Origin of the sequence: Cohnella phaseoli (assembly GCF_003386235.1) — a bacterium.
Lineage (GTDB): Bacteria > Bacillota > Bacilli > Paenibacillales > Paenibacillaceae > Cohnella > Cohnella phaseoli.
In genome coordinates this window covers 143,392-169,444 of sequence record NZ_QRDZ01000023.1, presented here as the reverse complement: position 1 = coordinate 169,444, position 26,053 = coordinate 143,392, and the positions used below count along the sequence as shown (strand labels likewise).

Annotated in this window: 19 protein-coding genes; 16 read left to right on the top strand and 3 right to left on the bottom strand. The window is 55.0% G+C overall.

Going from position 1 to position 26,053, the window contains the following annotated elements; genetic code table 11:
* Positions 1 to 91 precede the first annotated feature (91 nt).
* From DFP98_RS25420 to DFP98_RS25400, 5 genes are all read left to right on the top strand, one after another.
* A complete protein-coding gene (locus tag DFP98_RS25420; RefSeq protein WP_116063430.1) occupies positions 92 to 1,213 on the top strand; it encodes a mandelate racemase/muconate lactonizing enzyme family protein in 1,122 nt (373 codons plus the stop codon).
* Between the two features lie 13 nt (positions 1,214 to 1,226).
* Positions 1,227 to 2,243 carry a zinc-dependent alcohol dehydrogenase gene (locus DFP98_RS25415; protein WP_246016700.1) on the top strand — a complete coding sequence of 339 codons (1,017 nt, stop codon included), beginning with the start codon at positions 1,227 to 1,229 and terminating at the stop codon, positions 2,241 to 2,243.
* 14 nt (positions 2,244 to 2,257) lie between these two features.
* A complete protein-coding gene (locus DFP98_RS25410) occupies positions 2,258 to 3,160 on the top strand; it encodes a fumarylacetoacetate hydrolase family protein (protein WP_425455549.1) in 903 nt (300 codons plus the stop codon).
* 30 nt (positions 3,161 to 3,190) lie between these two features.
* Complete coding sequence (locus tag DFP98_RS25405) at positions 3,191 to 4,654, top strand: SGNH/GDSL hydrolase family protein (RefSeq protein ID WP_116063429.1); 1,464 nt, start codon at positions 3,191 to 3,193, stop codon at positions 4,652 to 4,654.
* A 62-nt stretch (positions 4,655 to 4,716) separates the two neighbouring features.
* Complete coding sequence (locus DFP98_RS25400; protein ID WP_116063428.1) at positions 4,717 to 5,613, top strand: SMP-30/gluconolactonase/LRE family protein; 897 nt, start codon at positions 4,717 to 4,719, stop codon at positions 5,611 to 5,613.
* A gap of 119 nt (positions 5,614 to 5,732) precedes the next feature.
* Here the strand turns inward: DFP98_RS25400 and DFP98_RS25395 are convergent, their stop codons facing one another.
* Entirely contained in the window at positions 5,733 to 6,602 is an 870-nt protein-coding gene (locus DFP98_RS25395) for an AraC family transcriptional regulator (RefSeq protein ID WP_116063427.1), read from the bottom strand.
* 120 nt (positions 6,603 to 6,722) lie between these two features.
* Here DFP98_RS25395 and DFP98_RS25390 point away from each other — a divergent pair, with 120 nt between their 5' ends.
* A complete protein-coding gene (locus tag DFP98_RS25390; protein ID WP_116063426.1) occupies positions 6,723 to 7,853 on the top strand; it encodes a glycoside hydrolase family 88 protein in 1,131 nt (376 codons plus the stop codon).
* A 539-nt stretch (positions 7,854 to 8,392) separates the two neighbouring features.
* Here DFP98_RS25390 and DFP98_RS25385 read toward each other — a convergent pair.
* Complete coding sequence (locus DFP98_RS25385; protein WP_116063425.1) at positions 8,393 to 9,286, bottom strand: AraC family transcriptional regulator; 894 nt, start codon at positions 9,284 to 9,286, stop codon at positions 8,393 to 8,395.
* Between the two features lie 409 nt (positions 9,287 to 9,695).
* Between DFP98_RS25385 and DFP98_RS25380 the strand changes: the two genes are divergently transcribed.
* The 3 genes from DFP98_RS25380 (at position 9,696) to DFP98_RS25370 (ending at position 11,840) form a co-directional block, all read left to right on the top strand.
* Positions 9,696 to 9,896, top strand: a complete 201-nt coding sequence (locus DFP98_RS25380; protein ID WP_116063424.1) for a hypothetical protein — start codon at positions 9,696 to 9,698, stop codon at positions 9,894 to 9,896.
* 88 nt (positions 9,897 to 9,984) lie between these two features.
* The gene (locus DFP98_RS25375) at positions 9,985 to 10,836 is read left to right on the top strand and encodes a sugar phosphate isomerase/epimerase family protein (protein ID WP_116063423.1); all 852 of its coding nucleotides are present in this window, start codon (positions 9,985 to 9,987) and stop codon (positions 10,834 to 10,836) included.
* Positions 10,833 to 11,840, top strand: coding sequence for a Gfo/Idh/MocA family protein (locus tag DFP98_RS25370; RefSeq protein WP_116063422.1), 1,008 nt, complete (start codon positions 10,833 to 10,835; stop codon positions 11,838 to 11,840). The genes DFP98_RS25375 and DFP98_RS25370 overlap by 4 nt, the downstream gene beginning before the upstream one ends.
* A gap of 81 nt (positions 11,841 to 11,921) precedes the next feature.
* On the opposite strand, the gene DFP98_RS25365 is transcribed toward DFP98_RS25370, so the two are convergent.
* The gene (locus DFP98_RS25365; RefSeq protein ID WP_116063421.1) at positions 11,922 to 12,911 is read right to left on the bottom strand and encodes a LacI family DNA-binding transcriptional regulator; all 990 of its coding nucleotides are present in this window, start codon (positions 12,909 to 12,911) and stop codon (positions 11,922 to 11,924) included.
* Positions 12,912 to 13,154: 243 nt separating this feature from the next.
* Between DFP98_RS25365 and DFP98_RS25360 the strand changes: the two genes are divergently transcribed.
* The 7 genes from DFP98_RS25360 to DFP98_RS25330 all read left to right on the top strand — a co-directional run bounded on the left by DFP98_RS25360 (position 13,155) and on the right by DFP98_RS25330 (position 25,890).
* Positions 13,155 to 14,426 carry a Gfo/Idh/MocA family protein gene (locus DFP98_RS25360; protein ID WP_116063420.1) on the top strand — a complete coding sequence of 424 codons (1,272 nt, stop codon included), beginning with the start codon at positions 13,155 to 13,157 and terminating at the stop codon, positions 14,424 to 14,426.
* The gene (locus DFP98_RS25355) at positions 14,423 to 15,916 is read left to right on the top strand and encodes an ABC transporter substrate-binding protein (RefSeq protein WP_116063419.1); all 1,494 of its coding nucleotides are present in this window, start codon (positions 14,423 to 14,425) and stop codon (positions 15,914 to 15,916) included. The genes DFP98_RS25360 and DFP98_RS25355 overlap by 4 nt, the downstream gene beginning before the upstream one ends.
* A gap of 105 nt (positions 15,917 to 16,021) precedes the next feature.
* Complete coding sequence (locus DFP98_RS25350; protein ID WP_116063418.1) at positions 16,022 to 16,957, top strand: carbohydrate ABC transporter permease; 936 nt, start codon at positions 16,022 to 16,024, stop codon at positions 16,955 to 16,957.
* Positions 16,958 to 16,981: 24 nt separating this feature from the next.
* Positions 16,982 to 17,818 (top strand): carbohydrate ABC transporter permease, encoded by an 837-nt coding sequence (locus DFP98_RS25345; RefSeq protein WP_116063417.1) that lies wholly within the window; start codon positions 16,982 to 16,984, stop codon positions 17,816 to 17,818.
* Positions 17,819 to 17,885: 67 nt separating this feature from the next.
* The gene (locus DFP98_RS25340) at positions 17,886 to 22,265 is read left to right on the top strand and encodes an Ig-like domain-containing protein (protein WP_116063416.1); all 4,380 of its coding nucleotides are present in this window, start codon (positions 17,886 to 17,888) and stop codon (positions 22,263 to 22,265) included.
* 349 nt (positions 22,266 to 22,614) lie between these two features.
* Positions 22,615 to 24,417 (top strand): sensor histidine kinase, encoded by a 1,803-nt coding sequence (locus DFP98_RS25335; protein ID WP_116063415.1) that lies wholly within the window; start codon positions 22,615 to 22,617, stop codon positions 24,415 to 24,417.
* Entirely contained in the window at positions 24,418 to 25,890 is a 1,473-nt protein-coding gene (locus DFP98_RS25330; RefSeq protein WP_116063414.1) for a response regulator, read from the top strand.
* Positions 25,891 to 26,053 lie beyond the last annotated feature (163 nt).

Genomic DNA, 26,053 nt, shown 5'->3' with positions numbered 1-26,053 from the left:
TCCGTAACTCAAGCATACAAAAAAACGCCCAAGGCTGACGGATTTCATTCCGTTTTGTGCCTTGAGCGAAGCGAAAGGAATGGGAATAATCATGAAAATTACCGAAGTTGAAGCGATACATTTGCGCTTGCCCGATCTGGACGCGGAGCAATGCGACGGCACGCAGGATACGTTAATTATCCGCATTCATACCGATGAAGGAATCGTTGGCGTAGGCGAGGTCGACTCTTCTCCGCTTGTCGCCAAAGCGGTCGTGGACGCCCGCGCTTCCCACTCGATCGCGACCGGTCTTCGGAGCTTGCTGATTGGGGAAAACCCGATCGAGATCGAACGGCTGTGGGACAAAATGTACCGGGGCACGATTTATTTCGGCCGCACCGGTCCGGCTTTGCACGCGATCAGCGGCGTGGACATCGCGCTGTGGGATATTTTTGGCAAGGTGATGAACCGTCCCGTGTGCGAGATGATGGGCGGCATTTTCAACCGTAAATTGAAAGCCTATGCAAGCGCGCTCATGCCGGAGACGCTTGAGGAAGCGGCTCGCATGGCGGAGCAGTACGCCAAGCAAGGCTATAAAGCCATGAAATTCGGATGGGGACCGATCGGTCGCGATCCGAAGTTCGACGAGGCGCAGGTCAAGGCGATCCGGGAAGCGATCGGCGACGACATCGATATCATGATCGACGCGGGACTCGCTTGGGACTTGAAGGGCGCGCTGCGGATGGCCGACGTCTACGAGAAATACGGCGTCTATTGGCTGGAGGAGCCGGTGCATTCCAACGATATCGCCGGATACCGCGAGCTGGCGGACCGCACGAGAATTTCAATCGCCGGCGGCGAGCAGGAGAGCGGCAGAATGGCGTTCCAACGGCTGCTCGACGAAGGGCATCTGGACATCATTCAGCCCGACCTGGCTCGCGTAGGCGGATTGACCGAGGGCAAGAGAATCGCGTATTTGGCATACGATCGGCACAAGAAGGTTGTCCCGCACGCGTTCAAAACCGGCATTCTGGTGGCGGCAAGCACGCATTTTGCGGCAGCGATTCCGAATGGCTTTATGATCGAATATACCGTATCGAATTCGCCGTTGGCGCGGGACCTGGTCAGCCGCGAGGTGGAGTTCAAGGACGGCTACGTAACCGTTCCGGTCGATCGTCCGGGCTTGGGCGTGGAGATCGACGAAGAAGTATTGAACCGTTATCGGGTCGAGTGAGGAGGCGATAAGCATGTCATCGATGATGCGAGCGCTTGTATATGAAGGCCCCAGGCAGATGAACGTCCGCAACGTTCCGGTTCCCTCGCTTGGGGAGAGGGAGGTTCTCATTCGGGTCGAGCGAGTCGGCATATGCGGCTCCGAGCTTGGCGGCTTTCTTGGTCATAACTCGCTGCGCGTGCCGCCTCTCGTCATGGGCCATGAATTTTCCGGCGTTGTGGCGGAAGTAGGGGCAGGAGCGACGAAATTCCGGCAGGGCGACCGGGTTACGGTCAACCCGCTGAGTACATGCGGCGAATGCGAGGATTGCCGCGCAGGCAACGAGCAGCTGTGTCAGAGCCGCAGTCTGCTCGGAGCGCATGCTCCGGGGGCCTTCGCGGAATATGTTGCGGTACCCGAGCGAGACATTCACCCGATTCCCGATTCCGTCTCCTTCGATCAGGCGGCCTTCGCGGAGCCGTTCGCGTGCGCGGTTCATCTGTGCCGACTGCTGTCTTTGAAGCGGGAAGATCGTCTGCTCGTCCTGGGAGCGGGCCCGATCGGCCTGTTCGCGCTCGCCGCTGCAAGAACTTTAGGATTGGAAAACATCGTTGTAGCGGATCTGAACGCCGATCGGCTGCGCATTGCGGCGGAGCTGGGCGGCATTCCGGCGCGGGGTGACGAGGAGATTGAGGCGCTTAAGCCTGCGGAAGGGTTTCATGCGGCGGTGGATGCGGTCGGAGCCGCTTCGACCCGCCTTCGCTGCGTGCAATCCGTACGACGCGGCGGCAGAATCGGGCTGACCGGCCTTCACGAGGCCGATACGACGCTGCCGATCAATTCGATTATCCGCGAAGAGCTTAAGCTGTTTGGCGCTTTCGCGTATTCGCGGAGCGATTTCGAAACGGCTCTGCGCTGGATCGGGGAGGGCAGAATCGATTTGCTGCCCTGGACGGAGCATCGTCCGCTGGAGGATGGCCAGAGCAGCTTCGAGAAGCTGGTGTCCGGCCCGGGCGCTATCGCGAAGATTATGCTCTGTCCCAACCCATAGAAGGAGGAGTTAACTTGAAGCTCGCTGTGATCGATCAGGAAGGAAAACAGACGCTCGGCATATGGACGAGCGTCGGCATCGTTAATATGGCGAAGGCCGCAGAGGTTTACGGAAACGGCGGGACTTCGCTGCCCGGCGAGATGATGGACGTCATTCGCGAGGGTGAAGCAGCGGTTGAAGCCCTGCGGTCCCTGCTGGCGCAACTGCCTCCGCAGCCGGATCGCTCCGTCCTTATTAGCGACGAGGAGCTATCGTTCGGCCCTTGCGTTCCGGTCCCTCAGAAAATCATCTGCGTCGGCTTGAATTACCGCAGGCACGCCGAGGAGACGAACTCGCCGATTCCCGAGTATCCGATTTTGTTCAATAAGTTCAACAACTCGCTGACCGGACACCAGGCTTCAGTCGCGGTTCCGGGCGTGACGGCCAAGCTGGACTACGAGGCGGAGCTGGCGATCGTAATCGGGAGACGTGCGAAGAACGTATCCCAAGACGAGGCGCTCGATTACGTATTCGGCTATACGGCCGTTAACGATCTCTCCGCAAGAGATTTGCAGCTTCGCACGCAGCAATGGCTGCTTGGCAAAAGCTGCGACGGGTTTTGCCCGATCGGACCGTATCTCGTAACGGCCGATGAAGTCGGCGATCCGAACCGGTTAGCGATCCAATCGATCGTGAACGGAGAAATCCGCCAGGATTCCAACACGTCGGATATGATTTTTGCGTGCGACGAAATTGTCAGCTATATTTCCCGACACATGACGTTGGAGCCCGGCGACGTGATTCTGACCGGCACGCCCGAAGGCGTCGTCCTCGGATTGCCGGCGGAGCGGCAGGTTTACCTGAAGCCCGGCGACGAGGTCAGCATTTGCATCGAGAAGATCGGAACGTTGACGAATCGTTTTGTCGCGGAAGCTTAAAGCGATTTCTCGGAATGGGAGGAAGACAGGATGGATGTCTTACCGTTTCTATCAAAATATGCCTTGAACATGAGAGCCTCCTGTTTTCCCGCGCTGACCGCCAGACGGAGGAAGCATGCGACAACGGATTTAGAAATTCTGATGCTGGGGGACAGCCATGGCTGGGGCCAAGGCGCACCGGGCTACGACGTGATTTTTCCCGCTTATTCCTCTCATATGGCCGTTCCCTATAACAAAGGTTTTTTTGCGAAGCTGCGGGAACATCTTTTGAACAAGTACGACTTCTATCCTTCCGCGATCATTCCGGAATCGGACGATCGCGCCGAAGATAGCTCCCCTCTTATCCGGGGAAACTACCAGATCGTTCGAGAAAGCATAGTCGAGCCGGTTGCGGCTGAGGGCTTCTACGCATCGCGCGGTGAGGATCGTGCAGCGGTGAAGCATCTGGGCGATTTGGCCGCGACCGATCGATTTACCGACTGCTTGTATGCGATCGTTCCGGAGGAAAACGGAAGAGGCGGGGCGTGGTGCTGCGTGGATATGAAAGCCCATGCGACCAAGGCGTATATCGGCGTGCTTGCAGGCAGATGCGGGGGAAGGCTGGAGATCTTTTTTCGGGAAAAGGGAACGGGTAATCGCCGGAATACCGGCGGCTATCTGTATCCGCAAGCGGAAGGGTATCCGAGGGTGACCAGACTTCATCAAGGCCAGCACGTCGCGATCGAGGTCCCAGAGGTTGAGATAGGCTCTACAAGCGTCGTCCTTGATACGTATAGACCCGACGGCGACGAAGAAATCGTCTATTGCATCGATTACGGTCAGAAGCAGATCGGCAGACTTTGTCTCTCCTATGGCGGTGCGCACCCGGATGCTGTCGGTTTCGAGCATCCGCAGGTTGCGGCTTTCGGACAAGCGCGACCGGCGCTTAGAATCAGAGGAATCGTGTTCGACAGCTGCGACGTTCGCAATTTCTCGATGGGGGGACATACGGTCGGTCAGTGGCTGGGGGACGGAACGGCGAGCTTTAACGATCCGTCTTATCCGCATATGGATGAGCTGCTCCGTTTCGTCCGGTTCACGCCGACCTTGGCCGTTATCCAAGCTCCCATTGTTAACGAATACTTGCGACAGACGCCGATCGACGTGTTGAAATCGAACTTGCGCGCCTTGATCGAGAAGCTGAGCCGTCATCTTAACCCGGAGGGCGACAGGAAGACGGATATTCTCTTGTTCACGACCGTGGGCGACAAATCCGTTATTTTCGAAAACGCGCCTTCCGCTACGATAGGTTACGAGGAATATTTTCAAGCGGTGCAAGACTTCTCCGTATCGAACGGGTATGGGTTTATCGACTTCGAACGATATTTCCGGGAGAATGTGTCGGCCCAATTGCTGGACTACGAATTCCTGTACGACGATGACATTCATCCCGGACCGTATGCGAATGAGTTCATCGGGAAAATGCTTGCGGAAACAATTGATCTGATCATGTGATGACTAATAGTTGCGCATTCCATGAGCCGCGCGGTACGATGTACACAGAACAAAGCGGGGGGATGAGTTGCGTGAAGAAGCAGGCAGAAGCGATTAACGTGGAAAAATCGGCGCTTGGCGAAGGGCCGTTATGGCTTCCGGAGAGCGGTCAGCTCGTATGGGTAGACATAGAAGGAATGAAGATTCGGATGTGGAATCCGAAGACGCGAGAGGACGGAAGCGTTTCTGTCGGGCAGCGGATCGGCGCGGTCGTGCGGGCATCGGACGGGCGGATGGTATGCGCGCTGGAGCACGGATTTTACTTCCTGGATCTGACGACAGGAGAACTGGAGCCGATTGTCGATCCCGAGGCGCACTTGCCGGGCAACCGGTTTAACGACGGCAAATGCGATCCAGCCGGCCGTTTCTGGGCCGGTACGATGCCGAAATCCGAAGATGCTCCCGAAGGCTCGTTGTATCGCCTGGACACGGACGGCTCCGTGCATCGGATGGTCGGCGAGATCAGCTGCTCGAACGGTTTGGGCTGGAGCCTCGACGGTCGGACGATGTATTACATCGATACGGGGACAAGACGGGTCGATCGATTCGACTACGACGCTGCCAACGGCAATATTTCCAACCGCCGCGTCGTCGCGAATATCCCCGTCGATCAGGGATTCCCCGACGGCATGACTGTCGACGCGGAAGGCAAGCTGTGGGTTGCGCACTGGGGCGGCTATGCCGTCAGTCGCTTCGACCCCGACACCGGCGAATGTCTGGAACGTATCGAGCTGCCCGTATCCCAAGTGACCTCCTGTTGCTTCGGCGGCGACGATCTGGACGAGCTGTACATTACTTCCGCAAGCGTGGGGCTCAGTGAGGAGCAGCTGCGACAGGAGCCGCTGGCCGGAAGTCTGTTCGTGTACAAGCCCGGAGTGAAGGGGCAACTCGCCCACGATTATCAGGTTCAGGGCAAGTAGAGTGCAACTGGATGTGGATAAACGAAGAAGCTAGGCCATTGTAGCGGCTTAGCTTCTTCGTTTATTTTTACAAGCATAAAACCTCTTCGTTGCGTCGCTTCGGGTGCGCGCTCTACTGGCTACCGTCGATTTTCCCGATAAGCCTTGCGGTAATTTTCCGGGGACAGTCCTTTGTTTTCCTTGAATATTTTGCAAAAGTAGGCCGAGTTGAACCGCCCGACCAGCCATGCGATTTCATGCACGGGCTTGGCGGTATTAGCCAAAAGGAAGCAAGCCTCGCGTATACGGCGGAGCGTTAAGTAGCGCGAAATCGTAATCCCCGTATTTTGCTTGAACAGATGAGAGACGTGATAGGGGGACAGATGCAGTTCATTGGCCATCCCATCGAGGCTGAATGGCTCCTGGTAGTGGCGTTCCAGCCACTCGGTCATACTCTCCATATATCGCTGCATTCGCGGGCTTGGATGGCTTCCGGCCGGCAGAGCAGGCAAAACCTCGCGTTTCAACTGCCGCAGCAGAAGCAGCAACAGCAGCGCGCGATTCTCCTCGGTTCCATTCAAGTGTTGATTCATTTCCTCATACAGCTCGTCGAGCAGGCCGATCACTCGGCTGTCCGGATTAAGCTTAAATATTTGTTGTGGCATTCCGCCGCGCCATATCCACTGGAAGTATAGCTTCAGCTCCGGGAAGGGCACCAGATAAGGCTCCAGCAAATGCGGGTCGAACGTCAACACAGACCGCGTATAGAGACCGTTGTGGGGAGGTACTTCGACACGATGCATCTGATAAGGCTGAAACCAGACCAGTGTGCCCGGCTCCAGCGCGAAGGTCCGGTTATCCAGCATAATCTCGCCTTGGCCGGTATAGACATAGAGCAGCTCGATTCCGTGGTGGGCGTGAAAAAAGTACGATTCGGACGCCGTCTGCTTATGGTTATAGTAGAAGATGCCGGGATTCGCGGCTTTCCGCGGTGTATCGTCGTCGGGCATGGGCTAAACCTCGTTTTCGCAATATAGTTATATAATAGCACAACAAAATATTACGAGACCTCCTTATAATTAAAGGCATTAGCAAAGCTATTCGATGCGATTGGGAGGAGAAAATTTGTGATGTGGACGCAAGTGATCGAACAGGCGTTAAACACGACTCGGGCCAATATTAGACGGTTCGGAGACCATTTTCCGCATGTCAGCAACGGCGATGGAAAATATGGCCTTAATCCGAATGACGATTGGACGGACGGCTTCTGGACCGGCATTCTGTGGCTAGGTTACGAGTACAGCGGGGATCCCGAATTCCACGAGGCGGCCGTGAAGTCGGTCGCATCCTTCAAAAGCAGGATGGACAACCATATCGTGCTGGATCATCATGATATCGGCTTCCTTTACTCGCTGTCGTCCAAGGCTCAATGGATTGTCGAGAAAGATAAGCAGGCCAGAGCGTTAACGATTCAAGCTGCGGATACGTTAATGAAGCGGTGGCGCGAGAACATCCGAATTTTGCAAGCATGGGGACCAAAGGACGATCCGCAGAACGGCGGCCGCATTATCATCGACTGTCTGCTGAATTTGCCGCTCCTATACTGGGCAACCGAGCAGACAGGCAACCCTCGTTACGCTGAGGTTGCTCGCATTCACGCCGATCAAAGCCTGCGTTTTCTCGTACGCGGGGACGGCAGCTCGTATCATACTTTCTACTTCGACCAGGAGACGGGCGATGCGATCCGCGGCGGCACGCATCAGGGCTACAGGGACGGCTCTACATGGACGCGTGGACAAGCGTGGGGCATCTACGGCTTTGCACTGGCTTACCGCTACTTCCGCGATCCGGAATACTTGGCTGCCGCCAAACGGCTGGCCGAATACTTCATTAAGCATCTACCGGAAGACAACGTCGCTTATTGGGATTTCGACGTGCCGCAAAACCCGACCTCGCCGCGGGATAGCTCTGCGTCCGCGATTGCTGTTTGCGGCATGCTGGAGATCGCCGACCATTTGGATCAGGCGGATCCAGCGCGCGCCAAGCTGCTGGAGGCTGTTCAGTTGGCGATGAAATCGCTGACGGAAAACTACTTCACGGCCGGCAGCGAGACAGAAGAGGGCTTCTTGCGCCATGGCTCTTACTCCGTTAGAGGCGGCGCATCGCCGGACGACTTCGTGATCTGGGGCGATTACTATTTCCTGGAGGCGCTGATGCGCTTGGAGAAAGGCTTGCCGGGATACTGGTACGAGCGTACGTAACCACGAGAAAACTAGGCCGGCTGGGCAAACTGTCGGCATATTGGAATTGGACACGGTTCGCGATTGATGCGGGCCGTGTTTTTTTGGGTTGGAGTAGAGCGCATTCCAAGCTAAGCCCTACTTTTGGCGGCCGTCTATAGGCGGGCCGGTTTAAGGCATCCCGGCATAAGGCGGGCCAGCTTAAGGCGACCCGGTATAAGGCGACCCGGCATAAAGCGACTCGGTATAAGGCGACCCAGCTTAAGGCGGGAAATCCGCGTTAATTTCAGATGTTGGGCGAAAAACATCGATTTAAAGCGGAAAACCCCCTTTATTTTCTCTAAACGGGCGATTTTTCGGAATTATGGTGGAAAATCCGCCTTATTTGGCTCGGAAAGGGTGTTTCAGCCCATTTAAAGCGGGTTTTCCGCTTTAAAGTCATCCCACTCCTGAGCGGATCGAGCAGATCAGGCAACGCGGATTGAACGGGATGTCCGCAAGAATGAACATGCTTCGATGGCGATCCAATCGTTATTTTTTTTGGCCAAACGATCATGAATTCAATCTATATACATCCGAGCCTGAACCGAGCGCGCGTATTCCGACGGCGTCTGGTCCGCGACCTGCTTGAAATGGCGGGAGAAGCTGTGGATGCTCGCATAGCCCAGCAGGTCGGCGATTTCGGTAAAGTTATGGCGACGCTCGCGGATGAGCGTTTTGGCTTTTTCGATTTTCAGGCCTTTGTAATATTTCATGACGCTATGGCCGGTTTTCTGTTTGAACAGACGTACGAGGAAAGTTTTACTGATATGCAAGTATTCGCACATTTCGTCCAACGTGAGATCGTCCGCGAGATGCTCGTTCATATATTCGATGAGCTTCCCGGTCACGTCGTTCTCGCTCCGCTCCTTGGCGGCGGTGGACAAGCGTTTGCCCCCGGTATCCGCGTATCCTTGAGAGACGATGCTCATGAGCAGCAGCTCCAGATAGAGCCTTATCTGCTGCTGCGCGCCGAAAACGGCGTCGGGTTTGGGGACCAGTCGGTGGTTGCGCGGATCGTCGAAAGGAGGCTCGAACGCCTGAAAGCCGAATTTGACGACGGATGCGAGCAGGTTGCGTTCGCGGTCGCCGAGATGGAACGTTTTGTTCTCGAAGCGGCGCATGGCGGGACTGCGACATTCGAAAGCGATAACGATCACGTTAGGCGCGATTCGATTGTTGGCCCATAGACTGTGATGCTCGTTCGGTTTGTGGAAAATGATATCGCCTTGCCGCAGCACGTACCCGTTATCGTCGGCCGTCGCTTCAATTTCGCCCGCGTCGACATAGACGAGCTCCCAGAAGTCGTGCCGCTCACCCGCGAACAGATAGTCTTTGGCAAACTCGAAGTAGTGCAAGGAAATCAAGTGTGTAATTTCAATATCGAGCTTTAGCCGGGTTTTCGCGAATTCCATATCGTATTCCTCCGGGAACGGGGTGACAGGGTATGATCAATGTTGCCAGGTTAAGGCTAAGACTTGTCTCTCCGCGATTCAGGCGAATAGATTGTTCTTTAGCGGATCGAAGCCGTGGAGCAATGGCCAAAATGCTTATTCCCTGCAAACTGAGACGAACCTGCCCAATAAGACCGCACGGCGTGCATATTCCCCACAAATTGAGGCGAACTTGCACGTTATGCCCAAGCCGTGGAACGAACAAAAAAGTAACTTAATGTCCAACTGGCCGGTGTCGCGGAAAGCCAGCTTAACTTGACAAATCGGGGGTGCGATGCAATCTTCTCCTTAAGGTTCTATGTGCGAAACGCCGAATCCTGCGCGATAAATAGGTTGAACCAAAGATTCTTCGAGGAAATCACCCCATGAAATGGAGAAAGGGAATGGTTTTGCCCTGGTTTTGCATGCGCCTTTTGTCTTTGAGTTAAATACCTACAAAGGTATTATTGATCCAGCAACTCAAAACAACCTGTCTGAAGTCGGCAAAGCCATCCCTTTCGGAATGCAATGGGCGTACTCTCCCACTGGTCCAACCTATACAGGGCGGCCAGCGGGCAGATTTGATAAATAATCGGGCATTCTCGGCAAAGCCTCGTCCGAAGATTAGCTCTTATAATGAAGGGGCAATCGAACTGACGAATAGCGGAGGGATTCCGATTATGAAGAAAGGCATTAACGCCTGGTCGTTTCCGGCCGGGATGGGAGCGAAGGAATGCATTCGGCTGGCCAAGTCCGCCGGATTCGACGGAATCGAGCTGGAGCTGGCCGAGACGGGCGAGCTCAGTCTGGCCGGCGGCGAGAAGGAAGCGTTGGAGCTGAAAGCTTATGCGAAGGAAACCGGCATCGAGCTTTCCAGCTTGGCCAGCGGACTGTATTGGGATTATCCGCTCACCTCGAACGACGAAGCGATTCGCCGCAAAGGGCTGGACGTCGCCAAGAAGCAGTTGGAGATGGCAGCGGCGATCGGCGTGGACACGATACTGCTTATTCCGGGGGCGGTGGGCGTCGACTTTATTCCGGGAGCCGAAGTGGTCCCCTACGACGTCGCTTACGATCGGGCTCAGGAAGCCGTATCTCAGTTGGCTAGTATAGCGGCCGAACATCAGGTCAACATCGGTCTGGAGAACGTATGGAACAAATTTCTGCTGTCCCCTCTGGAGATGAGAAATTTCATCGACGAGATCGGTTCCCCGTGGGTCGGCTCGTATTTCGACGTCGGCAATACGCTGGCGAACGGTTATCCGGAGCATTGGATCTCGATTCTTGGCAAGCGGATCAAGAAGGTGCATTTCAAGGATTATCGCCGACAAGCAGGCGGATTGCACGGCTTCGTGGATTTGCTGGCGGGAGACGTGGATTATCCGGCAGTCGTCAAGGCGCTTGAAGCGGTCGGATACGACGATTACGTCATTGCCGAGATGATCCCCGCCTATACGCATCATTCCGAACAAATCATCTACAACACATCGCGGTCGATGGATCGCATTTTGGGAAGGGAGGCGGCACGATGATCAAGATCGGGTTAATCGGGACGGGTTTTATGGGGAAAATGCATGCCGCATGCTACGAAGCTCTGGCCGGAAAGGCAAATTTCCAAGTGACGGCGGTCGCCGACGACAATGCCGACAACGCAGCCAAGATCGCCGAGAAGTTCGGGGCGAAGGTCTACTCCTCGGGCGAGCAATTGATTCGCGAAGCAGACGTCAATACGATCGACATCTGCCTGCCGACTTTCCTTCATACGAAGCATGCGCTGCAAGCGCTGGAGCGCGGACACGACGTTTTCATCGAGAAGCCGGTTTGCTTGGAAGAGGAAGAGGCGGCGCAATTGCTCGAAGCGAAGGCGAAGTCCTCCGGCAAAGTGATGGTCGGACACTGCATCCGCTTCTGGCCGGAATACGAGTACTTGAAGAAGCTCAAGGACGAGGGCACCTACGGGGCGATGATTTCCGGCGTGTTTAAGCGGGTCAGCCCGCGTCCGACATGGGGCTGGAACGATTGGCTGCTGGACGGCAAACGCAGCGGATCGGCAGCGCTTGATTTGCACATTCACGATGTCGATTACGTACGTTACCTGCTCGGAGAGCCGGATTCGACGACGAGCACGGCGGTGAATAACGGCGGTTACGCCGACCATATTTTCAGCACGTATAAGTACGGGAAGACGGTCGTCTCCCTGGAAGGAAGCTGGGGCTATCCGGAAGGGTTTCCGTTCGAAATGTCCTATCGCGTCAAGTTTGAGCAAGCGACGGTAACCTTTACTTCCAGCGGGTTGGACGTGTATACGGAAGCGGGAGAGCATCTCCGGCCCGAGCTGGCCGGGGACGCGCCCGAAGACGGAGCTTCGTCCGATGTCGGCGGCAACGTCTCCTCGCTGGGCGGCTATTATAACGAACTGCTTTACTTCCTGCGCTGCTTGGAGGAAAACAAAGAAATTACCGTGTCCCCTCTAGAAGAGGGCGTAGCCTCTTTCCGGCTTGCCCGGCGCGAGATTGCGGCGGGGATTCGAGAATAAGCTAAGAAAACAAGAGAGACCGTAACGGCCGCATAGCCGAGACGGTCTCTCTTTCGCTTAACACGAACTAAGAAAATGAGCTCAGCCCTTCCGAGGTCCCGTCGTGCCTCCCTCATGACGGGAAAACTCTGTAAAGCTGCAGGTTCTTCTCCCCGAAGCGGGCCGATTAATGAGATCGACGAGCATCGTTACCACTTCGGCTTTCGCCGTCTCCTCCACGTAATAAGTCGTTAACTGAGGGACGCTGACCTTCGCCAGTTCGGTGAAACCCGCGCTGATCAGGCTAACGTCGTCGGGAACGGAGACCCCCATGACTTGCAGCCGCTGAAGGACGCCGAATTGAATGACGGTGTTGGCGCAAAAAACGGCCGTGTAATCCAGCCGCAGCATCTCGGCCCGCTTGCATAGCTCGTAGCCGTTCTCTTCGTTGCTGATCTGAATCAGCGACTTGTCGAGCGTAATGCCGCTGGCTTCATAGGCTTGGCCGAATCCTTGTAAGAAGCATTGGTGGATTTTGTAATCCAAGCTTCCCGTAAACAGCGCTATGCGCGTATGACCGAGCGAGATGAGGTAGCGAGTCGCGTCGTAGGCAAGCTTAACGTCATCGGTCATTGCGTAGCTCAGATCGTCGATATTGTCTTTAAGAGGCAGCCCGAGGAGCACGAAGGGGGGGGGATACCCCCGCAAAACCCGGATCAAATACTCGTCCACATCGCCGGAAACGACAGAGCCATCGATTTCCTTACTGTCCAGCGCTTTGCGCAGCTTGTCCATCGATTCAGGAGCGTTCGTTACGTTCATGTAAATCAAGCCGTACCCGTGCCGGCTGGCCGCTTGTTCGACGAGATGAAGCTCTCTCATATAACGCGGGTCGTTGGCGTCCCGTTCGTACAGGATGAAGCAGAGCTTGGGAGAGCTCTCGACATCCCGATATCCGAGTTCCTTGGCCGCCTGCAAAATTTTGCTGCGGGTTTCAATGGAAATCGTGCTGCTGGGCGTATTGTTCAGCACGAGGGAAACGGCAGTACGCGAAATGCCGAGATGCTCCGCAATTTCTTTTTTTGTAATCATAAGTCAGGCTCCTTCAGCTTCAGTCCGAAGCATAACGTCTGTTATATTATAACGTCAATAGGTAGGAAACGTCAATTTTCAATCCATATCCTAACCTGAATATGCTTTTTTTTAAATATGAATGCGATTTCATTTCAAAAAAATAAATATAAAAAGAGCGTTGACACTTAAATATAACGTACGTTATGATTGCCGTGATCAAGCTTAAACCGTTACATACGAAGGGTGGGGTCAAACAGCGTTGTGCATCAGATTACGGCAGTGCTCGTAGGCGCGGGGGCGAGGGGCAGATTCGTTTACGGCGCATACGCGCAAAAGTATCCAGACCAGTTGCAAATCGTGGCGGTCGCCGAGCCGGACGGTGAACGAAGAAGCATCGCGGCGGAGGAATACCGGCTTTCGTCCGACAGGCTCTACGCTAGCTGGGAACAACTGCTCGCAGATCGGCAGATCGCGGATATCGCGATTATCGCCACGCAAGACCGAATGCATTATGCACCTACGCTTAAAGCCTTGGCACTAGGGTATGACGTATTATTGGAAAAACCGATGTCCCCGGATATCGACGAAGTGATCGGGATGGCCGAGGCTTCGGTCAAGCATAACCGATTGCTTATAGTCAGCCATGTTTTGCGGTACACGCCATTCTGGTCCAAAATCAAGGAACTGATCGTCTCCGGGAGGGTCGGCCGGGTCGTATCCGTGCAATTAAGCGAGAATGTCGGATACTTTCATATGGCGCATAGCTTCGTACGCGGCAACTGGAGCAGGTCGGAGGAGACAAGCCCGATGATTCTGCAGAAGTCCTGCCACGACATGGACATTCTGTCCTGGTTGATCGACAAGAGGTGCTTGAAAATCAGCTCCTACGGCTCCTTGCTGCATTTCCGCCCAGAGCACGCTCCTCCGGGTTCGACGATCCGCTGCACGGATGGCTGCGCCGTCGAAAGACGGTGTCCGTACTCGGCGATCCGCATTTACGAAGAAGCTGAGACGCAGGAATGGACGCGTTTCATTGCCAACGATCCGTCGCCGGAAGCCGTAAGGCAAGCATTGCGGGAAGGTCCGTTCGGGCGCTGCGTTTACCGCTGCGACAACAACGTCGTTGACCATCAGGTCGTCAACATGGAATTCGAAGAAGGCGTTACGGCTTCGTTCACGATGTCCGGCTTCTCGCACGACATCTCCCGAACGGTCCAGATCATGGGAACCTTGGGCGAGATCAGAGGCTGCATGGAAAAGGGCGAAATCGCGTTATATCCGTTCGGGGAGGAAGGGTGTCTAGTGCCCGTATCCGTCGAAGAGGGCGGACACGGAGGCGGCGACGAAGGGTTGGTGCGCGAGTTTCTGAAGGATGTGCGCAGCCGGCGACGCGAAAGCGGACAAGGGCTGACCTCCGCGGGAGCTTCGGTGCAAAGCCATCTGATGGCTTTCGCCGCGGAGCGTTCCAGGCTGGAAGACGGTCATTCCGTCTTGATCATGGAAAGAAACTTAATTGGGGGGTCAACACAATGAAAAAGGTCAACGCATTAACTTCCGTACTTGTTACGTTCGCCGTTCTGCTGGCGGGATGCTCGGGCAATAACGACAAGCCGTCGGCAAGCTCGTCGGCACCCGAGTCCGCACCGGCTTCGTCGGCAAGCGCCTCAAGCTCGGCAAGCGGTTCCGCAGAATCCGACGTATACCCGGAGAACGGCTTGTCCAAGAGCGAGAAGGTTACGCTGAAGATGGGCTATTGGGAGAGCGGCTCCGGTCGCGCCTGGATGGACCGAGCGGTCGAGAAATTTACGGCGAAATACCCGAACGTGGAGTTCGACATCACTTCTTCTCCTACGCTGGAGACGATTCTCGAACCGAAGATCGCCGCGGGCGACGACAACGATATGTTCGACCTGTTTATTCCGCGTTTCTCCGGCGCCAATCAGCACGAGCGGCTGGTCACCGCCGGGAAGCTGGAACCGCTCGACGACTTATGGGAGCGGGAGCTGCCGGGCGAGTCGGGCAAGACGCTGCGCTCCGTGATTTCCGACGACGCTTACGAGGCTACCGTCAGCCTCGGCTATACGGCAAGATTGCCAGTAGCCGGATATACGGCGGGACTGTTCTTCGATCAGAAGCTGTTCGAAGAGAAAGGCTGGAACAAAAATCCGGCGACATGGGACGAGTTCGTCGCCCTGCTCGATCAGATCAAGTCCGACGGCGTCATTCCGATTACGTTCCCGGGGGTCTATTCGGGTTACTTGACGGATTACGTCTTCAACATCCTGCAATTCGACTTGGCTAAGGCTAACGGCAATTTCGATACCTACCTCCAGAACTTCCGTAGCTTCACCGGTCCGCAGCTGACGACGCCGGAAAATAAAGAGGCCTGGAGCAGAATGTACGATTTCGGCAAGAAGGGGTATTTTCCGTCGGGGGTAGCGGCGTTGAACCATACGCAATCGCAAATGCAAGTGCTGCAGCATAAGGCTGCGCTTGTCGCGACAGGCGATTGGGTCGGCAACGAGATGAAGAACGCCACTCCGGAAGGCTTCACTTGGGGATTCATGGCGGTTCCGGCGGTGAACGACGTTAATCAGACGATCTTCGTCAATTCCGGAATCTCCGATATCGCCTTCATGATCTGGAAGAACAAGCCCGAGCTCAACAAACAATGGGCCAAGGAGTTCGTAATTAGCCTGTACGATTTCGACATCCAGACTGCGATTGCCTCCGAAGCGGGAGCTTACCCGGCGCGTCTCGATTTCGGAGACGATGCCGCCCGTACTGAGAAGCTTCAGCCGACGCAAGCGGCTGTTATGGCCTACTCGTCGGCACGTAACGTGCAGTACATTTCTTATCGCCGCGACTTCGGCTTGACCAGTCCGGAGAACGGCACGGCGGATAAAATGCTGAGCGAGCTCATTACAGCCGTAGCCACCGGCAAGAAGGACCCGGCTCCCGTGCTTGAAGAAGCGGAGAAGCTGAAGCAGACCGCGATCGAGAAGGATCGTCCGAAGTCGTAAGCCATATTCAATCGGGCGCGCGGATGACGCGCGGAAAGGTTCGTTCGGGAGGAAGCCATCTTCCTCCCGTTCGTTTAATTTTATTGCGAAAGGGGATTACCAGAGTTGAATGCCGGTCAAGCACCCTTGTCGCGGAAACCTCACGGTTCCGGCAAAGCCGCCAAACAGAAAGCCGTTTTCCTGATCGTTGCAATCGCGCCGTCTTTGCTCGGATATGTTTTATTCACCTTGTACCCGAACATCATGTCCGTCTACTACTCCTTGCTGGAGTGGGACGGATTAACGGACGCCAAGTTCGTCGGTCTTGATAACTATGCCTACCTGTTCAAGGATCATTTCGTCTGGCGAGCGTTGTACCACAATCTCATTTATATCGTTGTCGTACCCGTTCTGACCGTTCTTATCTCGCTGCTGCTCGCTTATTTACTGAACAATAAGTCGTACAGGGAGAACGCGTTCTACAAAGTCGTTTACTTTTTTACGAACGTGCTGTCGACCGTCGTCGTGGCCCTGCTATGGTCGTTTATTTTCGACGGAACGTTCGGCTTGCTGAACGGCTTCCTGGAGTTGTTCGGGCTCGATATGAACGATTTCTACTGGCTTGGGGATTCCAGAACGGCCATCTGGGCGCTCGTGATCCCGATGGTGTGGGGAGGCGTCGGTCTTTACGTTGTCATCTTCATCAACGCGATAAGCGCGATTCCGAAATCGCTGTACGAAGCCGCTCATCTGGAAGGAGCGAGGCCGATGACGATTCTGTTCCGCATCACGATTCCGCTTATCCGCAACGTCATCCGGGTGTGCGTCGTGTTCGTCGTTCTCGGCACGCTAAAGGGCTTCGAGGTCATTATGATTTTGACGAACGGCGGTCCCGAAGGCTCGACGGACGTAGCCGGCCTGTACATGTTCAATCTGGCCTTCGGCAAGGAAGCGCACAGTTACGGGTACGCGTCCGCCGTAGGGATGCTTCTGTTCGTCATTCTGGTCGGCGCGAAGCTGATCATCGATAAAGCATATCCCGAGAAGGAAGTAGAATTCTAGCATAAGAAAGGAGGCTTTGACAGAATGGCCGAACGAAGAACGCTAGCCGACGGATTCTGGAGAGGGATCCTATTTTTGTGGGCGTTGTCGATTTTATTTCCGGTGGCGTGGATTTTCTATCAGTCGCTTAGAACGAACGTCGACTTTTTCCAGAATATTTGGGCTTTGCCCTCTACCCTGAATTGGAGCAACTATACGAAAGCCTGGAACGGGTACGGCATCGGCAAATCTCTGCTGAATACGGTCTATTACGTCGGCGTGGGGCTTGTGCTGGGAACGTTCCTCACGACGCTTAACGCATACGCTTTGACCCGCATGAAGTTCAAGGGAAGGAAGTTCATTTGGGGACTCGTTATGCTGTCGCTGTTCCTTCCGGGGGTCAACGCGCTTGTGCCGCAGTACGTCTTGATGAAGTCGCTTAGTTTAACGAATAGTCTGACGGGGCTGATCGTCCTGGACAGCTTCGGAGAGAACGTGTTTTTTCTTATGCTGCTCGGCGGCTTCATGTCCTCCTTGCCGAAGGACTTGGAGGAAAGCGCGCACATGGACGGAGCGACGCTGTTCCAGACGTTCTGGAAAATCATCGTGCCGTTATCGATGCCGGGAATCGTAACCGTGGCAATTTTCAAGTTTCTGGGCTTGTACAACAACTTCCTCGGACCGTTCATTTACTTGTCCGATCCGGCCAAGTATACGATTGGGGTCAACATGTACCAGGCGAACATGAAGATGCAGTACACGTCCGATTGGGTGACGATGTTCGCCGGCGTCATGATTGTCATGATTCCTTCCATTATTTTCTATATTGTGTTTCAGAGAAGGATTATGGAAGGCGCGACGATGGGAGCGATGAAGGGGTGAGCGCTGAACCGCTGGCTTGAAGACGGAACTGTGCAGGATCAATCCACGACAAAGCGAGGGAATGAGAATGAGGAAAAGTCTGAAATTGCTTTTGGCAGGAATGGTTGCGATTACCGGGGCGTGCCCTGCTCCGCCGTACGGGGAACGAACGGCAAGCGCCGCGCAGCTGCTCGCCGACGACATGGAAGACGTAAGCGATTGGACGCTGTCGAACCCGGCCAATGGAATGCTTAGCGCTTATCCCGGCGAGGATCGGGTGTTCCAAGGCTCGTACAGCATGAATTTCAGAATTACGGACGACAACGACGGCGTTGCGGATCCCGTCTCGATCGCCAAAACCTATGCATCTCCTCAGAATCTCTCGAATCACGATGTCCTCTCTTTCTGGCTTCAGACGGATGCGCTCGATCCGCTGCTGGAGATTTCTTTGCGGGATACCGACGGAACAGTCAGCACGGTTAAGCTGTCTCATGTGCTGCGGAGCGCACATCTCCCTTCGGAGGTTAGACCGGACAGGTGGCTGCAGGCCTGGTGGCATTTCAAGGAATACGACGGAGCCGTGAGCGGCGGCAACGGCACGATGAACTACGACGCCATCGAGCAAATCTCGTTCTCCTCCGCGGACGGACGATCGGTCAACATGAAGTCGGAGCAGGTCAATTTCTATATCGATGAGCTGAACTTTTACGCCGATTCGGATCTCTACGACACAGCTCAAATCGATGCCATGGATTCCATAGCCGCTTGGAACACGACGCTTGGCTCCAGTCGCGCGCTCTCGACGACACAGGTAAAACAGGGTAATTCCAGCATCAAGTACACGGTATCGAACAATAACAACGGCATTGTCGAGTATCCGGTCTTGTACAGGACGAACGTCAACTTCGACTTGACGGGGTACTACGAGCTGACTTACTGGATTAAGCCGATGCAGAACCTCACCTTCTTCAACGTGCGAATAACCGATACAGACCAGACCTCGGAAGAATTCAATCTGGCGAAAATGTTCCCGACGGCGGGAGGCACGCTGCTTGCGGGCAAGTGGTACAAGGGCACAATTTCGTTCCGCGAGGACCCAGGGACGATCGTCGGGGGCGACGGCATTCTGAACTTCGATCGGATGAAGGAAATCGTCTTCGTAACCCGGGATTCAGAGCTGCCGGTCGGCGTCAATACCGATATTTACATCGACGACATTCGGGCTGTCAAGACCAAGGACCGCATGATGCTCGAATCGTTCGACGGGCTCGGCGGATGGACGACGCCGCCGGGCTCGAGCGTCATCTTGAATACGAACAATTATCGCGACGCATCCAGAGCCTCCATCACCTTCCAGGTTCCGAACGACAACGACGGAACAGCCGATTACTATACTGCGGCCAAGAGCCTGTCCGCCAATCTGTCTTCTCAAGATGTGCTGGGCTTCTGGATGCTGGTCAGCGAACCGACTGACAAAATGGTGTTTGCCCTTCGCGATGCTGACGGAACGGCGAACTACATCCGTTTGGATTCCGTCTTATGGGGCTCGCAGCTTGTCGCCGGGAACTGGTGGCATATCGAATGGCCTTTCAAGACGCAGACGGACGAGATCGCCGGCGGCAACGGCACGATGGATTACGCCAATATTACCGGCTTCGAAGTCATTATTGACGATAACACGCTGGTCAGGGGGATCGGAGGCAATTATTATTCGTTCGATAACCTGGAAGCAATGACGAGCAAGGAGTGGGCGCGGAGCCGCGAGGACGTGCCAATGCTTGCGCCGACCTCGCACGATTACGCTGCGGACGACTTCAAGATCGGAATGTATCAGCATTCGATCGTGCAGACGGAGCAAACGCTGCATGATATGGCGCGGCATGGGGTCGATTTTATCGTCTCTCATGTCGATCATCGAGGCGATGCGACTACGAAGCATGCCGATCTCGCGGATAAGCTGGGGCTGAAGGTCGTGCGTCAGGCGTTCCCTGTGGCGAACGACAATTCGCTCGACCATGCAGGCCTCGACGCGCTGGCGGTCAACGATTCGAACCAGACGTTCCTCTACGATCCGACGAATCGCATCGTCAGCTACTTGAACGCCAACGAGTTGGAGGTCTACTGGCCGAACAAGCTGCAGCCAAACGCAGCGGGCGACTACTCCTACTATGCGGATCAAGCGCGGGCGAACGATGCCGCCAAAGGCGTCGACAGGCGGGTCAATACGCACCATATCAACTATCTCTGGTACGATACGGGCGAGGATCAGCCGTGGTATATGGATTGGTCGACGCTAGGCAATTACGGAGGCTTTCAATGGACGGACCGCCTTAAACAGACCGCTTGGCGCATGGGCAAGACGAACGCGACGAACACGCAGTCGTGGTCTCCCAGCAAGCTGGTGACGAATATGAGCGATCGGATTTACAGGCATGTCGGCGATGCGCCGCTTAATCTGGACGAGATTGCAGATTTCAAGGACTCTCTCTGGACGAATTTCGAAGGGGGCTTAAGCGGAATCGCGTTCTTTACCTATGACGGAGACGATTGGGCCAACGAGTGGAACTTCGTCGACAATGACGGCAATCCGATGAACGATCGGCGTTGGGCGGCGGTGAGCGACATATCCAAGCAGATTCGGGCGGCGGAGGGCAAGCCATACGCGGAGAAGCTCTACCCGCGAAGCTTCGACGTTGTGAATCGGGGCAGCGTAGCCGTGAGCGCGCTGGCGGCTCCGAGCGATGCGCCGGTCGTTTCGGTGACGTTCGAATACAACGACGGCACGAACGATGCATGGACGCCAATCGGTACGACTGCGTCTAGCCCTTTCACGGTGAATTGGAATACGAGCGGACTGGATTCCTCGAAAAAGTATTTTGTGCGGGCGACGTCTTTCGACGGAACCCATTATTCGGTCGCGGATACGAGCTACTCGGTATCCGTTGCGGCCGCGTCCGGAGGTCCGATCGTCTCTGCGGCAGTCGTATCGTCCAATCCTACGAACGGGGCGGCGGCCTTGTCGCTCTCCGCGACGGCGACGAGCAGCGGTCAACCTATCGCCAAGGTTCAATATTACGTGGACACCGTTCAGAAGCCGGGCCAAGGAATCGACCTTGCGGCTGCCGACGGAGCCTTCGACAGCGTGAACGAAGGGGCTGCGGCAACGATTGATATCCCTGCGCTTGCCGCGACGGAACCGATCATGATCGACGATATGAGCGACATAGCCGATTGGAGCGGGACCGCGGCGAGAAGTCTGGATGCCGGCTCGCTGCGTCTGGACGTTAGCAACGACAATAACGGCATCGCTGATCCGCTGACGGCGGTTAAGGACTTCGGCGTTAGCCTGCAAAATTTCAGCGGACTGGATACGCTGTCGTTCTGGCTGAAGGCTGCGACGAGTCCGCTTGAACAGATGCAGATCAAACTCGCGGACGCCGACGGCACCGTATTGGAAGCTTCGATGCCAACGTACTACGGGGAGAGCCGCTTCCCTTCCGATCAGTGGCAAAATATCCGCTGGAACTTCAGGGAAAATTACGATTCGATCGCCGGAGGCAACGGCGTATTTGACTACGGAAGCGTGAAATCGGTCGAATTCGTTCTGGACGACAGCACGCTTCCGGCCACCGGAACGAAGCAAACGCTCTACGTGGATCATATCCGGGCATTCGCGGAGACGCGTTGGCAAGAGCAGACGACGCCGATCGTCTATGTGCGCGCCATGGACGCCGCGGGCAATTGGGGACCGACGCAATCGGTGAAAGTGAACGTGACGAAGTCGTCCTCGGGGGATATGCAAGGACCGGCAACGATCGTCGCGGGAACGAATCCCCGCGGCATTACAGACGGTCTCGATGTTATCCTGCTCACGGCCAATGTGGACGACGGGGTAGACAACCGTGGCGGATCGCGCATCGCGGCCGCGGAGTATTTCATCGACGCGCCGGGCGCGAACGGTTCGGGCACGCCGATGAACGCGGTCGATGGCAGCTTCGACGCGATGAGCGAATCGCTGACAGCCGTCCTGTCCGTCGCAGGATGGGCGGAGAACAGCGAGCATACGATCTACATCCACGGTCAGGACGAAGCCGGCAATTGGGGGCCGTTCTATACCGAGAAGATCGTGAAGACGTCGGCGCAAGGTCCGCGGATTCAGAACGCCGCCGCCGCGCCGAGGGAAACGCAAGGAAGTCCGACAGTGACGATCCGGGCGCTCGCGGACGAGACGGACACCGGTTGGGGCACGATCACGGCTGCGGAATATTTCGTGGACTCGGTCGGATTCGAGGGAAGCGGCACACCGATGGCCGCGCATGACGGAACGTTCAGCGCGAGGACGGAGCAGGCAACGGCGCAGATTAACGTCTCGTCCTGGACTCCGGGCTACCACACGGTGTACGTTCGCGCGCAGGATTCAAGAGGGAAGTGGGGACCGCCGAAGGCGATCGCCGTACGGAAAAACTAAGCCTGGTGCGGCGTACCCGCATGGAAGGCACGAGCCATAAAACGACCCTATCGGCATTATGCCGGTAGGGTTTTTGGCGAGTGAGTTTATTTTTCCTCTATCGCACTAGGGCGTGTATGCAAACCCGCTCAGGGGCATCTTTCACCGCCTTTTCACCCCCTGCTTCGTCACTTTTGCTTACGTACGTCCGGTACGCCTTCACAAAAGTTCCTTGCATGGAACGAAAATTCGATGAACTCTGCTGTCCTCGGAGTATGCATACACGCCCTAACGAAAATGGTGTATGATAGTGGCAAACTATGTCGAATGAACGATACTTCTTCCATTCCACTGAGCCGGGTGATGAAATATGTTTTCCAGAGCTCTTTCCTACTATGGTCGTTACAAGCTTCGTATCCAATTGATTCTGATCAACGGAATGATCGTATTGACGATTATCGTCGTGATGGGAGCCATAGCGGCATTTCACAATTATAATTCAACGAAAAAAAGCGTATCGAATTCGGTCGATCTGCTCTTTAATCAAGTGAACGGCCGTTTGGTGGAGTTTCTGGAGAGCGTTGATCTTGTTTCCGGAGCCGTATTTCTGAATAACGATTTTCAGAAAATGGTCTTACTGGAAGCCGGGGAGAGCGACGGTTACGATCGATATTTGAACGTGAGAAATTATATGAACGGCTACAGGGAATTGAACCACTCCATTAAGGGCTTCGTATTCGTCGATTCCTCCGGCAACCGTTACGTCTCTTCGTTTTCGGTTCCCTCCGAATTGACCGCTTTTCTGGACGCGAACGAACGAGACGGTTTCGGTGACGGCAGCATGATGCTTCTGCCCTTGTTCTTGAGGGAGGATCGGGTTTCCTCCGTGTACTTGGGCATCCGCGAGGTGCGGTCGATCCTCGATATGAAATATATGCAAAAAATCGGAGTCGGCTTCGTCGTGTTGGATCGCAATAAACTGGATTCTTTGATCGACGATAAATTTTTGAAGCCGGGTTCCGAGGTTCTCATCGTAGGCGACGGAAGAAGAGTGATTTCCTCGACCGATAAAGCCGGCGTTGGAAAGCGGATCGATGAAAGCGTATCCACAGAGGAGCAGCGCGATCAATTCGTCACGATTGACCGTACGAGGTACATGGTCAAAACAAGTCGGCTAAGTCAAACGGGATTAACGCTGGTGGCCAAGATCCCGACCGACGAACTGTTCAAGGAAGCGAGAACGATCGCGTATTCGTTGTTATTCGCCATCCCTATCCCCATCGTGCTCGCCATCTTGATTAATCTCTATTTTAATATTCTCATTACCAAGCCTTTGAAAAAATTAACGGACGCCTTTCGGCGTTTCGCATCCGGAGATATGACTATCCAAATCCGTTATAGCGATAACAATGAATTGACCGGGATTGCTAGACAATTCAATAAAATGGTCGGCGAGATCCACGAGCTTTCCCGCCGCAATTTGGCGACTCAGCAGCAACTGTACGAATCCGAATTGGCCAAAAAGCAGTTCGAATTGGATGGCTTGCACAGTCAGATCAACTCGCATTTTTTGTATAACACGTTGAACAGCATGGTCGGCATGGCTTTAACCGATTCCAAGCAGGAAATCATTCGGACTGTGGAAAACCTAGGAAACTTTTTTCGCTATAGCGTGAATGTAAACGATTTTGTGGAAATCGTAGACGAGTTGAAACATCTGGATACGTATCTGGACATCCAAAAGCTTCGCTTTCCGCGAAAATTTCGTTACCTCAGCGAAATCGAGCCGGCGCTTCTTCATCATCGCATGCTTAAGCTGGTCTTGCAGCCGCTAATCGAAAACGCGCTGTTTCACGGACTTGAGCACAAGCAGGGAAAGGGATTATTGAAGATTAAGATGTTCTCGTCAGGGGATGACATGCTCCTGCAAGTTTTCGATAACGGCATGGGCATGGATATCCAAACGTTATCGCGGCTGAATGCTTCGTTACTGTCCGGCGACGAGGAATCGGATACTCGGGATAAGGATAGAAGAGGCGTCGGTCTGGTTAACATTCACAGACGTATTCGTCTGCATTACGGGGACGGCTATGGAATTCGCGCAAAAAGCTGGGAAAATATCGGCACGGTCGTCAGTGTCGCGATTCCGAAAATGGAAAGAGGAGGGATCTGAATGTATAAGGTATTAATCGCGGACGACGAGGAATGGACGCTTAAAGCGCTGCGTCTGATCGTGGATTGGAGTCGGTTCGACATGGTGATCGCAGGTGAAGCGAATAACGGCGCGGACGCGGCGAGACTGTATCGGCAGATCCGACCGGATCTGGTCGTTAGCGATATTCGGATGCCCGGATTAAACGGTATCGAGCTGCTGAAACGGATCCGGGGAGAAGACAAGCGTTCCGCGGTCGTATTCATCAGCGCTCATAGCGACTTCGCCTATGCGCAGCAGGCTCTAAGCTTGGGGGCTGCGGATTATTTACTTAAACCGATTACGCAGGCGGGCATGGAGCAGATGCTCGCCAAGGTTAAGGAGCGGCTTCAAGAGGAGCGCCAGATCAGGAGCAAGCTCGAAAATTATGAAGCGCTGCGGCTGATTGAAGAATTGACCGGAGCGAGGTCTCTCACGCCCAACCTCGGGCAACGGCTGGCGCAAGCCGGCTTCTCTCCCGAATCGGGTTATTTCCGATGCGCGGTTGTCCGCACGAATTCCCGCGCGATATCCGCCCTCTACGTGGAGACGGAAACGGCGAACCGGAGCTACGGCGCTGCTTCCCTCGCGATCCCGACTGGCCCGGGGCGATGGTTGGTCGTCGTTCAATTCGACCGGACAGCGAAAGGCGAACCCTATTCCCGATGGAAGAGGATCTTCGGAAGGTGCGCGAACGAAGGCGCCACGATCGGACTAAGCGAGCTTTGCGACGATTGGTCCTCGTTCAGGGAGGCTTATCGGCAGGCTCAAGCAATGGCCAAGCAAGCATTCGTCACGGGAAGGCCCGGCATGTATTCGTATCGGGATCCCGGTCCGATCGTTCGCAAGCTGGCTCGTCTCTTACAGAGCGCCAAGCAGCCGGCGCAACTGGAGGCGCTGATCGAGCGGATCGGCGAAGCGTCCAAAGTCCGATGGAATCTAGAGGTGCTTACGAAACTTTACAATATGGCAAACGCGCAGTTGGATAAGCTCGTCGACCCGACGGAAAGTTTCGTCCCGGTCGGCGAAGAGGAGCTTACGGAGACGTTTGCCGACGGACCGGACGTCTTTCGGTACTTGAAAAGCCGGTTCGTCCGAGAGGCCGCGAATCCGGACAAAGCGCCCTCTCATAAAACCGTGCAGCAAATCGTGAACGAGATTCGCGAACATTATAACCGGAAGATTACCTTAAGCGAAATGGCCGAGAGGTACCATATCAACCTTTCGTATCTCAGCCTCTTGTTCAAGCAGGAGACCGGTAAAACTTTTCTGCAATACTTGCTGGATATTCGTATGGACAAGGCGGAGGAGCTGCTGAAATCGGGAGAGCTATCTACTTACGAAATCTGCGAACGGGTCGGGTACGACGACTATTTCCATTTCATCAAGCAGTTTAAGAAAGCCAAGAAAACGACTCCCGGCGAGTTCCGGAAAAGCGTATCGGAGCCCCGGTAAGCAAGAGCCTTCGACTGTCTCCCCGCATGGGGAGATTTTTTGTACGGAAAGCCCCGGGAATACAAAAAGACGACATAAAGATCTAAAACGCTTTCATATGCTTGCCGTTCCCCGTCCGGCATAATGAAGTTGCCGAAATCGAAACGCACACAAGAGGGGGAAG